This is a genomic window from Kitasatospora sp. NPDC059571, from assembly GCF_042735675.1.
Lineage (GTDB): Bacteria > Actinomycetota > Actinomycetes > Streptomycetales > Streptomycetaceae > Kitasatospora.
On the sequence record NZ_JBHWBW010000208.1, the window covers coordinates 1 to 12,660 of the forward strand.

Annotated in this window: 9 protein-coding genes; 6 read left to right on the forward strand and 3 right to left on the reverse strand. The window is 74.9% G+C overall.

From position 1 onward, the window contains the following. Positions 1-44 precede the first annotated feature (44 nt). Positions 45-806, reverse strand: a complete 762-nt coding sequence (locus tag ACFV0G_RS22230; RefSeq protein ID WP_380550473.1) for an SDR family NAD(P)-dependent oxidoreductase — start codon at positions 804-806, stop codon at positions 45-47. A gap of 53 nt (positions 807-859) precedes the next feature. Next, a complete protein-coding gene (locus ACFV0G_RS22235; protein WP_380550476.1) occupies positions 860-1,999 on the reverse strand; it encodes an acyl-CoA dehydrogenase family protein in 1,140 nt (379 codons plus the stop codon). 78 nt (positions 2,000-2,077) lie between these two features. Here ACFV0G_RS22235 and ACFV0G_RS22240 point away from each other — a divergent pair, with 78 nt between their 5' ends. The 5 genes from ACFV0G_RS22240 (at position 2,078) to ACFV0G_RS22260 (ending at position 8,517) form a co-directional block, all read left to right on the forward strand. Further along, complete coding sequence (locus ACFV0G_RS22240) at positions 2,078-2,680, forward strand: TetR/AcrR family transcriptional regulator (RefSeq protein WP_380550487.1); 603 nt, start codon at positions 2,078-2,080, stop codon at positions 2,678-2,680. A 188-nt stretch (positions 2,681-2,868) separates the two neighbouring features. Continuing rightward, a complete protein-coding gene (gene mutA, locus ACFV0G_RS22245; RefSeq protein WP_380550489.1) occupies positions 2,869-4,752 on the forward strand; it encodes a methylmalonyl-CoA mutase small subunit in 1,884 nt (627 codons plus the stop codon). Continuing rightward, positions 4,749-6,950 carry a methylmalonyl-CoA mutase gene (scpA, locus tag ACFV0G_RS22250; RefSeq protein ID WP_380550492.1) on the forward strand — a complete coding sequence of 734 codons (2,202 nt, stop codon included), beginning with the start codon at positions 4,749-4,751 and terminating at the stop codon, positions 6,948-6,950. The genes mutA and scpA overlap by 4 nt, the downstream gene beginning before the upstream one ends. 12 nt (positions 6,951-6,962) lie before the next feature. Then, on the forward strand, positions 6,963-7,955 hold the full coding sequence (gene meaB, locus ACFV0G_RS22255; RefSeq protein WP_380550495.1) for a methylmalonyl Co-A mutase-associated GTPase MeaB: 993 nt from the start codon (positions 6,963-6,965) through the stop codon (positions 7,953-7,955). Between the two features lie 166 nt (positions 7,956-8,121). Beyond that, positions 8,122-8,517, forward strand: coding sequence for a hypothetical protein (locus tag ACFV0G_RS22260; RefSeq protein WP_380550498.1), 396 nt, complete (start codon positions 8,122-8,124; stop codon positions 8,515-8,517). A 39-nt stretch (positions 8,518-8,556) separates the two neighbouring features. On the opposite strand, the gene ACFV0G_RS22265 is transcribed toward ACFV0G_RS22260, so the two are convergent. Then, the gene (locus tag ACFV0G_RS22265) at positions 8,557-10,674 is read right to left on the reverse strand and encodes a CHAT domain-containing protein (protein WP_380550501.1); all 2,118 of its coding nucleotides are present in this window, start codon (positions 10,672-10,674) and stop codon (positions 8,557-8,559) included. A 96-nt stretch (positions 10,675-10,770) separates the two neighbouring features. On the opposite strand from ACFV0G_RS22265, the gene ACFV0G_RS22270 reads away from it, so the two are divergent. Continuing rightward, a partial coding sequence (locus ACFV0G_RS22270) for a CHAT domain-containing protein (protein ID WP_380550504.1) occupies positions 10,771-12,660 on the forward strand: 1,890 nt, incomplete at its 3' end.

A 12,660-nucleotide genomic window follows, 5' to 3' on the forward strand; every position in this document is an offset into this window, starting at 1 on the left:
GGCGGCGGGTCCGTACCGGCGGCGGGTCCGGACGGCGGCCGGTACTACCGTGCGGTCATCCGCAGGGCGCCGTCCATCCGGACGGTCTCGCCGTTGAGGTAGTCGTGCTCGGTGATCATGGTGACCAGGCGGGCGTACTCGGCGGGCTCGGCCAGCCGCTGCGGGAAGGTCACGCTCGCGGCCAGCCCGGCGCGGACCTCGTCGCTGAAGCCGGCCATCATCGGGGTGTCCACGATGCCGGGCGCGATGGTGACGACCCGGATCCCGAACTGGGCCAGGTCGCGGGCTGCGGTGATGGTCATGCCGGCCACGCCGGCCTTGGAGGCGGCGTACGCGATCTGGCCCACCTGGCCCTCGAAGGCGGCGATGGAGGCGGTGTTGACCACCAGGCCGCGCTGGCCGGCGGCGTCCGGCTCCTGGCGGGCGATGGCCTCCGCGGCGAGCCGCATGACGTTGAACGTGCCGAGCAGGTTCACGTTCAGCACGGCGCGGAACAGGTCGAGGTCGTGCGGCCCCTTGCGGCCGAGGATGCGCGCCGACGGCGCGATGCCCGCGCAGTTGACGGCCAGTCGGAGCTCTGCGCCGTCGGCCTCGATCCGGGCCAGCGCCGCCCGCACCGGCTCCTCCTCGGTGACGTCGGCGGCCAGCAGGACGACCCCGTCGGGCTGCGGGCCGGCGGCGGCGACGGCCTTGTCCAGGTCCAGGCCGTACACGGTGGCGCCGCGGGCGGCGAGGGCGGCCGCGGTGGCCGCGCCCAGGCCGGAGGCGGCACCGGTGACCAGGGCGGCGGAACCGGCGATGTCCATGGGTCTCTCCTCGGTGGAGTGGGTGAGGGCGGTGCGGTCGGGCGGTGCGGCGGTCAGTGGGCCAGGGTGCGGCTGATGACCAGGCGCTGGATCTGGTTGGTGCCCTCGAAGATCTGCATGATCTTCGCCTCGCGCATGTAGCGCTCGACCGGGAAGTCGCGGGTGTAGCCGTAGCCGCCGAGCACCTGGACGGCGTCCGTGGTGACCTTCATGGCGGCGTCGGTGGCGATCAGCTTGGCGACGCTGGCCTGCCGGCCGAAGGGGCGGCCGGCGTCGCGGCGGCGGGCCGCGTCGAGGTAGGTGGCGCGCGCCGAGTCGACGGCGGCCGCCATGTCGGCCAGCAGGAAGCCCAGGCCCTGGTGGTCGATGATCTTCCGGCCGAAGGTGGACCGCTCGTTGGCGTACGCCACGGCCGCGTCCAGGGCGGCCTGGGCGAGGCCGGTGGCGCAGGCGGCGATGCCGAGCCGGCCGCCGTCGAGCGCGCTGAACGCGATCTCCAGGCCCTGGCCCTCGGCCCCTATCAGGCGGTCCGCGTCGAGCAGCGCGCCGTCCCAGTGCGCGGAGGTGGTCGGCACGGCCTGCAGGCCCATCTTGCGCTCCGGCTTGCCGAAGCTCAGGCCCTCGGCGGCGCCGGGCGCCAGGAAGCAGGAGACGCCGCGGCTGCCCGGCGAGGTGCGGGCGAACAGCGCGTAGAAGTCGGCCCGGCCGCCGTGCGTGATCCAGGCCTTGGTGCCGGTGACCCGGTACCCGCCCTCGGCCGGTTCGGCCTTGCAGGACAGCGAGGCCGCGTCCGAGCCGGCCTGCGGCTCGGAGAGGCTGTAGCCGCCGACCGCCCGCCCGGCGAGCATGTCCGGCAGCCAGCGCTCCTTCTGCTCGGCGCTGCCGAAGGCGTAGAGCGGGTGGCAGGCCAGGGTGTGGACGCTGGTGGCGACGGCCACCGCGGCCCAGCGCGCGGCGAGCTCCTCCAGCACCTGCAGGTAGACCTCGTACGGCTGGCCGCCGCCGCCGAACTCCTCCGGGTAGGCGAGGCCGAGCAGCCCGGCCCGGCCCAGCACGGCGAACAGGCCCTCGGGGTAGCTCTCGGCGTGCTCGTGCTCCTCGACCCGGGAGGCCAGCTCCTTGTCGGCGATCTCGCGGGTGAGCGCGATCAGATCCTCCGCCTCCTGGGTGGGAAGCAGACGGTCGACGGCCATGTCGGGCTCCAAACGGTACTCTGTGCGGTACGTCAGTACCGGATAGAGTAGACCAAAGAGCACTGGAATACTGGACGCGTGATCGAGACATCAGCCGCCGGGGTCCCGAGACCGACCGGACGGGGCGCCGCCCGCCGGACCGAGCTGTTCGAGGAGCTCGTGGCCCTGCTGATCGCCGAGGGGTTCGCCCAGCTGACCCTGGACGACCTGGCCGCCCGGCTGCGCTGCTCCAAGCGCACCCTCTACGGGCTGGCCGGCAGCAAGGAGCAGTTGGTCAGCGCCGCCGTGGTGCACTTCTTCCGGCGGGCCACCGCCCGGGTGGAGACCGCACTGGCGGCGGAGGCCGACCCGGCCCGGCAGCTGGCCGCCTACCTCGGTGCGGTCGCCGCCGAACTGGCACCCGTGTCGGCACGCTTCTTCGACGACGTCGCCGCCTTCGAGCCCGCGGCGGAGGTGTACGAGCGCAACACCCGCGCCGCGGCCCGGCGGGTCCGGCAGCTGATCGACGAGGGAGTGGCGGCCGGCGCCTTCCGCGAGGTCCACGTCGCCTTCGCGGCCGACGTCATCACCTCGGTCATGGTCCGGATCCAGCAGCGGCAGGTGGCGGCCTCCACCGGCCTGGCCGACGCCGAGGCGTACGCCCACCTCGCCGAGCTGCTGATGCACGGCCTGGCCCGCTGACCGCGCCCGGCTCCTCGCCGCCGCCCCGCCCGCCGGCGCCGCTGCGCCAACCGTGCTGACGGGTCCTCGGGGCGGCCCCGCGACCGGCTCCGGGGGCGCTGCACTCCCCGCGGTGCGGAGTGCAGGGAGGGAAAGGTCACACTGGATTGATCTGCTGCCGACCTGCTAACGAGCACTAACCTGCACTCATGACGGTCCTGCCCGAAGGGCTTCCCCTGGCCGCCGAGTTCCCGGATGCGACCCGAGAGCAGTGGCAGCGCCTCGTCGAAGGCGTGCTGCGCAAGTCGGGTGTGCAGAACGCGAGCGGCGTGCAGGCGGAGGAAGCGCTCACCACCAAGCTCCAGGACGGGCTCAGCGCCCGCCCGCTGTACACCGCCGAGGACGCCCCGGCCGACGCCGGCTATCCCGGCTTCCCGCCGTACCTCCGGGGCGGCCGGCCGCAAGGCTCGGCCGTGTCCGGCTGGGACGTGCGCCAGCGCCACGGCGGCACCGATGCCGCCCGCACCAACGAGGCGGTCCTCGCCGACCTCGAGAACGGTGTGACCTCGCTCTGGCTGACCGTCGGCGAGGGCGGCCTGCCGGTCGCCGGGCTGCCCGGCGCCCTGCACGGCGTCTACCTCGACCTGGCCGCGGTGGTACTCGACGCGGGTGCCGAATTCCGGCCCGCCGCCGAGCAGTTGTTCGCCCTGCTGGCCGAGCGCGCGGTGCCCGCCGACGTCGCCTCCGGCAACCTCGGCGCCGACCCGCTGGGTCTGCTCGCCCGCACCGGCGACGACTCCGCCACCACCGACCTCCTCGCCGAGGCCTCCGACCTGGCCGGCGAGTGCACCCGCGGCTACCCGAACCTGCGCGCCCTGACGGTCGACGCCCTCGTGTTCCACGACGCCGGCGCCTCGGCCGTCCAGGAGCTCGGCTGCTCGCTCGCCGCGGGCGTCGGCTACCTGCGCGCGCTGACCGCCGCCGGCCTCACCGCCGAGGAGGCGGCCGGGCAGCTGGAGTTCCGCTACGCGGCCTCCGAGGACCAGTTCCTCGGCATCGCCAAGTTCCGTGCCGCACGCCGCCTGTGGGCCCGCGTCGCCGAGGTCTCCGGGGTCACCGGCCCGGCCGCCGCGCAGCGCCAGCACGCCGTCACCTCGTCGGTGATGATGACCGCCCGCGACCCGTGGGTGAACATGCTCCGCACCACCGTCGCCTGCCTGGCCGCCGGTGTCGGCGGCGCCGACGCGGTCACCGTGCAGCCCTTCGACGCCGCGGTCGGCCTGCCGGACGCCTTCGCCCGCCGGATCGCCCGCAACACCCAGGCGATCCTGCTGGAGGAGTCGAACCTGGCGAAGGTGGTCGACCCGGCCGGCGGCTCCTGGTACGTGGAGCAGCTCACCGACGAGCTGGCGCACGCCGCCTGGGCCTGGTTCCAGGAGATCGAGCGGGTCGGCGGCCTGCGCGCGGCGCTCGCCTCCGGACTGGTCGGCGACCGGATCGCCGCCACCTGGGCGGAGCGCACCGCGAAGCTCGCCAAGCGCCGCGAGCCGGTCACCGGCGTCAGCGAGTTCCCGAACCTCGGCGAGCAGCCGCTGATCCGCGAGCACGCACCCGGGCGCCGCGGCGGCGGCCTGCCGCAGGTCCGCCGCGCCGAGGCGTACGAGGCGCTGCGCGACCGCTCGGACGCCCACCTGGCCGCCACCGGCGCCCGGCCGAGGCTGTTCCTCGCCTCGCTCGGCACCGCCGCGGCGCACACCGCCCGGACGACCTTCGCCGCCAACCTCTTCCAGGCCGGCGGCATCGAGACCGTCGCCGCCGAGGGCCTCGACCCGGCCGCGCTGGCCGAGTCCTTCGCCGCGAGCGGCGCGAGCACGGCCTGCCTGTGCTCCGGCGACGCGCTGTACGAGGAGCACGGCGAGGCGGTCGCCAAGGCGCTGAAGGCGGCGGGTGCCGCGAAGGTGCTGCTGGCCGGGCGCCCCGGCGAGCTGCGCGAGGCTTTTGAGCGGGCGGGAGTGGACTCCTACGTGTTCGCGGGCTGCGACGCGGTCGAGGTCCTGACCTCCCTCCTCGACGAGATCGGAGTGGCGCGATGATCCCCGACTTCACCACCGTCGGACTGGACGGGGACACCGCCGCCGGCAGCGGCGAGCAGTGGCGTTCCGCCTGGCAGCAGGCCACCGGCAAGGACGTCGAGGAGCAGGTCTGGGAGACCCCGGAGGGCATCGGCGTCAAGCCGCTGTACACCGCCGAGGACCTCGCCGGGCTCGACTTCCTCGGCACCTACCCGGGCGTCGCGCCCTACCTGCGCGGCCCGTACCCGACGATGTACGTCAACCAGCCGTGGACGGTCCGCCAGTACGCGGGCTTCTCCACCGCCGAGGAGTCCAACGCCTTCTACCGCCGCAACCTGGCGGCCGGTCAGAAGGGTCTCTCGGTCGCCTTCGACCTGCCGACCCACCGCGGCTACGACAGCGACCACCCGCGGGTCACCGGCGACGTCGGCATGGCCGGCGTGGCGATCGACTCCATCTACGACATGCGCCAGCTCTTCGACGGCATCCCGCTGGACAGGATGTCGGTGTCGATGACCATGAACGGCGCGGTGCTGCCCGTGCTGGCGATGTACATCGTGGCCGCCGAGGAGCAGGGGGTGCCGCCCGAGAAGCTGGCGGGGACCATCCAGAACGACATCCTCAAGGAGTTCATGGTCCGCAACACGTACATCTACCCGCCGCAGCCCTCGATGCGGATCATCTCGGACATCTTCGCGTACACCTCGCAGAAGATGCCGCGGTACAACTCGATCTCCATCTCGGGCTACCACATCCAGGAGGCCGGTGCGACGGCCGACCTGGAGCTGGCGTACACCCTCGCGGACGGTGTGGAGTACCTGCGGGCCGGCCTCGGCGCCGGGCTGGACGTGGACGCGTTCGCGCCGCGGCTGTCGTTCTTCTGGGCGATCGGCATGAACTTCTTCATGGAGATCGCCAAGCTCCGCGCGGCTCGGCTGCTGTGGGCCAAGCTGGTCAAGCAGTTCGACCCGCAGAACACCAAGTCCCTTTCGCTGCGCACCCATTCGCAGACGTCGGGCTGGTCGCTCACCGCGCAGGACGTGTTCAACAACGTCACCCGCACCTGTGTCGAGGCGATGGCGGCGACCCAGGGCCACACCCAGTCGCTGCACACCAACGCGCTCGACGAGGCGCTGGCCCTGCCGACCGACTTCTCCGCCCGGATCGCCCGCAACACCCAGCTGATGCTCCAGCAGGAGTCCGGCACCTGCCGGGTCATCGACCCGTGGGGCGGCTCGGCCTACGTCGAGAAGCTCACCCACGACCTGGCCCGCCGCGCCTGGGCGCACATCCAGGAGGTCGAGGCGGCCGGCGGCATGGCCAAGGCCATCGACGCGGGCATCCCCAAGCTGCGCGTCGAGGAGGCCGCGGCCCGCACCCAGGCCCGGATCGACTCCGGCCGCCAGCCGGTGATCGGGGTCAACAAGTACCGGGTGGAGAGCGACGAGCAGATCGACGTGCTCAAGGTCGACAACTCCTCCGTGCGCGCGCAGCAGATCGAGAAGCTCCGCCGGCTGCGCGCCGAGCGCGACGAGGCCGCCTGCCAGTCCGCCCTGCACGCCCTCACCCGCGCCGCCGAGGCCGGCCCGGGCAGCGGCGGTTCGCTGGACGGCAACCTGCTCGCCCTCGCGGTGGACGCGGCCCGCGCCAAGGCCACCGTCGGTGAGATCTCGGACGCACTGGAGAAGGTCTACGGGCGCCACTCCGGCCAGATCCGTACCATCTCCGGGGTGTACCGAGACGAGGCAGGACCGTCCGAGGGCGTGCAGCGCACCCGGGAGCTGGTCGAGAGGTTCGAGGAGGCGGAGGGCCGCCGCCCGCGCATCCTGGTGGCCAAGATGGGCCAGGACGGCCACGACCGCGGCCAGAAGGTGATCGCCACGGCCTTCGCCGACCTGGGCTTCACCGTGGACGTCGGTCCGCTGTTCCAGACCCCGGCCGAGGTGGCCCGCCAGGCTGTCGAGGCCGACGTGCACATCGTCGGCGTCTCCTCGCTGGCGGCCGGCCACCTCACGCTGGTGCCGGCGCTGCGGGCCGAACTCGCCGAGGCAGGACGCGAGGACATCACCATCGTGGTCGGCGGCGTCATCCCGCCGCAGGACGTCCCCACCCTCCTGGAGATGGGCGCCGCCGCGGTCTTCCCGCCCGGCACCGTCATCCCGGACGCGGCGTACGACCTGCTGTCCTCGCTCGCCGCGGACCTCGGCCACGAGCTGTGAGCCGCTGACCCGATGGCCCCCCGGACGATCGACCTCGACCAGTACCGGCAGGGGGTGCTCGACGGCTCGCGCGCCTGGATCGCGCGGGCCGTCACCCTTGTCGAGTCCACCCGGCCCGACCACCGCGAACTCGCCCAGCAGCTGCTGGTCGACCTGCTGCCGCACTCCGGCAACGCGGTGCGGGTCGGGATCACCGGCGTGCCCGGTGTCGGCAAGTCGACCTTCATCGAAGGCCTCGGCACGCTGCTCACCGGCCGCGGCCACCGGGTCGCGGTGCTCGCCGTCGACCCGACCTCGACCCGGACCGGCGGCTCCGTCCTCGGCGACAAGACGCGGATGGAGAAGCTCTCCGCCGACCCGAACGCCTTCGTCCGCCCCTCGCCCACCTCGGGCACCCTGGGCGGCGTGGCCAAGGCGACCCGCGAGTCCATGGTGGTCATGGAGGCCGCCGGGTACGACACCGTGCTGGTGGAGACGGTGGGCGTCGGCCAGTCGGAGACCACCGTGGCCGACATGGTGGACACCTTCCTCATGCTCACCCTGGCCAGGACGGGCGACCAGCTCCAGGGCATCAAGAAGGGCATCCTGGAGCTCGTCGACCTGGTCGCGGTGAACAAGGCGGACGGCCCGCACGAGGGCGACGCCAAGGCCGCCGCCCGCGAACTCGCTGGCGCGCTCAGGCTGCTGCAGCCGCCGGACGCGGCCTGGACGCCGCCGGTGCTCACCTGCAGCGGCCGCGAGGGCGCCGGCCTGCCGGAGCTGTGGGACCGCGTCCGGCAGCACCGCAAGGTCCTGGAGGCGACCGGAGCCCTGGCCGCCCGCAGACGCGACCAGCAGGTCGACTGGACCTGGGCGATGGTCCACGACCAGCTGCTCGCCGGGCTGCACGAGCACCCGGACGTCCGCCGGATCGCCCCCGGCCTGGAACGGCAGGTCCGCGAGGGCACGGTGACCGCCGCCATGGCGGCCCAGCGCATCCTCGCCGCCTTCCGCCCGCCGGCCTGATCCGGCCCTCCGCCGCCCGGGCGGGAGGGCGGGGCACACCGCCCGCGCTCCCGCCCGGTTCCGCTCTGACGGAACGTCATGCACCCTGCTCCGAACTGATGTTCAGCACCTTCCCGGCCACGCCGATGCGATAGCGTGGCCGACCACCCGCCGGACGGACCGCCGGGTGAGAGGGGTTGCCGTGCAGACCTCGGTGTTCGGCCTGATCGGCGCGGGAGCCTTCGGCCTCGTCATCGGATGGATCGCCTACCGGACGCTGCGCCGTGCCGCGGACGGCTCGCGGATCGCCGATCTCGTCACCGTCGTGGCGGCGCTCGGCGGCGGCGCCGTCATCAACGGGCGGTTCCCGGACCCCGACCTCTTCGCCGGCTACGGCATCGGGCTGGCCGTCGGCTTCTTCGGCTACTTCGTCACCGGCGCACTGATCGACCGGGCGGAGCGGCGGGCGCCGGCCGCACCGGCCGCGGCGCCCGTACCCGCGCAGATCCGGACCGCTCCCGCGGCCGAACCGCAGCCGGCCGAGGGCGCCGGGCCCCGGACGTCCACCTGGATGGGCGACTGACGTCCGACCGCACCGTCCGTCCGCCCGGCCGCGGGCCGGTCAGCCGGCCCGCAGCCGCAGGTCGGCCGAGCAGTACGCGGTGTAGGCGAGACCCAGCACGTTCCCCTTGGCCAACAGCTCCGTCCGCACCGTGTGCAGAGCCGAGCCGACCGTCCCGCCGGCCAGCAGGTGCGACCAGAACCGCTCCGCCACCTCGGTGGCGAAGGCCTGGTCCACCGAGATCTCGGTGCCGACCACGCCGGCGGCGTCGAGATCGGTGAAGGCGTCCACGAAGGTGAGCCACGAGGAGGGCGTGGTGTCCACCGTGTGGCAGCCGTTCAGGAAGACCAGGGGGGCCGTCCGCGCCCAGCCCTGCCAGTCCCGGTGGGTCGCCCAGGCGGTCAGCGCCGACGGGGTGAACTCCTCCTGCTGCCCGATCTCCAGGGCCGTGGTGTCGGCCGCGGCTCCCTTCCCGTGCCGCCCGTGGCAGTAGAAGTACACGCAGTCCTGGTCGCCGGAGGCCAGTGCCCGGCGCAGGTCGTCCCGTGCCACGTGGTCGCCGACCGTGCCCGGCGCGAACTGGACGCGGAGCGCGGCGAGATGGCGGGAACTCAGACCGGCGTCCAGGGCGAGGCTGCGGCCGATGGCCAGGGCCGGCGCCGCAGTCCCGCGCCCGGCCCGCAGCGACAGCCGTCCGCCGCCGCGCCGCGAGGCGGGCTGCTCGATGCTGTGCCGGAAGCCCCAGAAACCGAACGGGCAGAGTGAGTTGAGACCGTGCGAGGCCTCGTCCGGGCAGCTCCGCGGGCCGGACGCCCGGGTCGCCGCGGCCCGTCCTGCCGCGGCCAGACCCGCTGCGCACGGCGACCAGGGGGCACGCGGGTCCACCGGGATGTCGTAGACCACCGCCCAGGGGAACATCACGGTCTGCCGGGACCCGCGGCACACCTGGATCTCGGCGGGCGGGCCGAGCAGGGCGTGCAGGGCCCTGCGCTGCGCGACGGTCGGGGCCAGCAGGTGGAACAGGTCCCAGCCGACGGCGGCGAGGCGCTTCAGGTCTTCCTCGAACTCCCCGGCCGGCTTGCCGTTGTCGGGGTCCAGCAGGTTGCGGCCCTCGTCGACCGCGGCATGGACACCGGTGAGGACCCGGCGGGTCCGGGACAGCGCGTCCTGGACCTGGTGCTCGGTCAGCCAGCTGGTGCTCACGGGCCGGGCCGCACCGTCGAAGTCCATGACCAGCTCGCCGGCCGGGCCCCGGGACACCCGGACGGCGGCCGTCCGCCGGGGCAGCCGGTCCAGGCCGGTGAACTCCCCGGTCAGGGTGTAGTCGATGACCGCGGTCGTGCTGCCGTGCGGCGCCTCCCGGGTGTCCACCAGCACGGTCAGCGCGGCCGACTGGAGCTGGTTGCCGCGGTGCGAGACGACCAGCCGCAGCCGCGCCGGCCCCGGGTGGGGCGGGGCGTCGAGCGGGATCCGCAGGTGTCCGCCGCGATGGTCCGCGGTGCATCCGTGCGCACCGCCGGGCGGGCACGGGCACACCCAGCTCGGGCCCGCCAGCGGCAGGAACATCGCGTGCCGCTGCACCGGGACGGCGAAGTCCTCGCTGAGCACCGTCACGTCGAGCCAGTCACCGGTGCCGCCGGCATCGATGTGGTCGAGCTGCCCGTCGGGGAACGGGGTGCCCGGGGCGAGCAGGCTGTGGCCGCTCCGGGCCCCGATGTCCACCCGGAGCTCGTAGCGAAGGCCGGCGCCGAGCCGCAGGTCCGGCGGGACGACGCGCCGTGACAGCGGCCAGGTCAGGCACAGGTTCAGGTGCCGGTCGTCGGTCTCGGCGGCGTCGTCCGCGGCCTCCGCCGGGAACCGCGCCGCCTCGGGCGCCGTTGCGGTCGGGATGCCGGCCGGGTCCGGGGCGGTGGCGGGTACGGGCCAGGGCCCCACCGCGCGCGGCCCCGCCTCCCGGCTCACGACGAACTCCTCGAACAGCGCCATCGCGGCGGCGTCGTCCAGCAGGATGTCGTCGAGTGCGTTGGCGAAGCCGTCCCGGTCGAGGGTGCCGTCCCGCAGCAACTCCTCCAGCGCCTGCCGGGTGCCCGCGGACACCCTGGGCCACAGCCCGGACCGCCGGAACGCGATCAGCGTCCGCTCCTGCTGCGAGCGAGGAATCGGGTCGGCGGTGTTCATGGTCCCCTAGGCTGAGTGGAACTGACGGTCCGGCAGGCAATTGTGCCCGGTCGGCGGCACCGCTGTCCGCCGCCCCGGGCGGGGACGGGGTGGCCGATGGCGGCGGGCGACGGCCTGAGGATCGACCTGGCCTGGGACGGGGAGTACCGGAACGTCCGGGCGGCGGCGGTCGCCGCCGGCGGGCGGCAGGCCTCCGCCGCCGGCTGGGCGCCGGTGCGCCCGGGCCTGCTCGGGACACGTCGGGAGCAGCCGGGCCTGGGACGGGCCCTGCTGCCGGTGGAGGTCCGCGCCCTGCTGGTCGAGGTGCTCCGCGGCCTGCCCACGGATCAGGTGCTGCGCATCCGGCTGCGGCTGCCCCGGCCGTCGGCGGCCGAGGGGCTTCCCCTGGGGGCGTACCCGTGGGAGGGCGTCCTGCTGCCGGCGGACTCCGTGCACCACCGGCCGGACCTCTGGGAGGCCTGGGCCGCCGAACCGGACGCGGTGCGGCGCGACGGCTGCGAGGGGCTCGGCCGGCATCCCCGGTTCACCCTCGTCCGCGAGGTGGCGCCCGACGGGCCGGCGCCGCCCGCGGCGCCCGCGGCGACGGGCCGGGTGGTGATCGCCAACGCGACCGCCGTGCGCGGCCCGATCCGCACCCCCGCGGAGCGGACGGTCGAGGCGCCGGGTGCCGGGGCGATCGGCGATGCCGACGTCAGGTCGGTCGAGGCCGGCGGGGGCCGCTCCCGCCGGGCGCCCGCGGGCGTCCCGGCCCCGGCGACCGCCGACGGGATCCTCGGGTCACTGCCGGGTGCGCTCGCCCTCTACTTCGGCGGGCACCACGTCGACGGCGGGCTGGTGGTGGCTGCCGCGCCCGGGACGGACCGGGCCGACTGGCTGGACGGCGACCGGCTGGCCGGGCAGTTGGTCGATGCCCGCGTCCAGCTCGCGGTGCTGATGGCCTGCGACTCGGCCGCGGCGGCCGGCCGGGACCAGCGCTCCCTCGCCGAACACCTGGCGCGTGCGGGCGTGCCCTACGTGCTGGCCGTCCACGGCCGGGTCCACGACGGACAGTCCGCGGACTTCGCCGGCGGCTTCTTCACGGCCGTCGAGGAGGGGGTCGAGGTGGACCGGGCCCTGCGCCGGGCGTCCCGGGCCTTCGCCGGCTCGGAGGCCGTCCCGGTGCTCTACACCAGCCGCCCGGAGGCCGACCTGCACATCGAACGGCGCCCGGAGACGGCACCGTCGGTCCTCTCCGGCGTGGCCCACCGGATACCCGTCGGCCCGTCGGGCGGGGGAGCCGGGGCCTGGCCGGACGAGCGGTACCGCCTCCACCTGGAGACCGCGCTCTGCCTGGCCGGGGACGGCGGCCCGGAGGTCTTGGCCGATCCGGCCGGCGACGACCTGGTCGAGCCGCTGGGCGCGGCCGAGCACCTGCTGCAGAGCCGCAGACCGTCCGTCGACGGCCGCCGCTGGTTCGCGTACGAGTCCGAGGGCGCGCAGCCCCCGGCCACCGCGAGCGCACTGTTCGGGAAGCTGAGCCCGAGGTACCGGCCGCGCTCCGGAGCGGCGGAGGCGGACCGCGGCACCGGGCTGGTCGTCCGCCGCCGGGCCTCCCTCCCGACCGCCCTCGACTGGCCGGCCTACCTCGCCGGGCTTCGCGCCTGCCTGCCCGGCCTGCAGGCCGTGGTGGTGCAGGTGCACGGCGAGGACCCGCGGGCGGTGGTGCTCGCGGCGGAGCGGATCGCCGACCGGCTCGGACGGGCGGAGTACCTCAGCCGTCCGGCCCCGCCCCGGCCGGCCGCGCCGCCGCGTTCGGTCGCACCGCTGCGCGGCCCCGGCCGGCGACCGGCCCGCCCGGCGGTCGTGCTGAGGCAGCTGCTGGAGGACGAACGGGCGGTGCTCGACGGTGCGTTCGACCCGGATGCGGTGGTCGCCGACCTGAACGCCGACGGCGACCGCTGGGGCGACCCCGCCGAGGACGCCGCGCTGCTGGACGCGGTGCGGCGG

Bases quoted from the DNA above. Each gene is read 5' to 3' on its own strand.
- ACFV0G_RS22230 (WP_380550473.1), bottom strand. From the start codon at position 806: ATGGACATCGCCGGTTCCGCCGCCCTGGTCACCGGTGCCGCCTCCGGC.
- ACFV0G_RS22235 (WP_380550476.1), bottom strand. From the start codon at position 1,999: ATGGCCGTCGACCGTCTGCTTCCCACCCAGGAGGCGGAGGATCTGATC.
- mutA (WP_380550489.1), top strand. From the start codon at position 2,869: ATGACGGTCCTGCCCGAAGGGCTTCCCCTGGCCGCCGAGTTCCCGGAT.
- scpA (WP_380550492.1), top strand. From the start codon at position 4,749: ATGATCCCCGACTTCACCACCGTCGGACTGGACGGGGACACCGCCGCC.
- meaB (WP_380550495.1), top strand. From the start codon at position 6,963: ATGGCCCCCCGGACGATCGACCTCGACCAGTACCGGCAGGGGGTGCTC.
- ACFV0G_RS22265 (WP_380550501.1), bottom strand. From the start codon at position 10,674: ATGAACACCGCCGACCCGATTCCTCGCTCGCAGCAGGAGCGGACGCTG.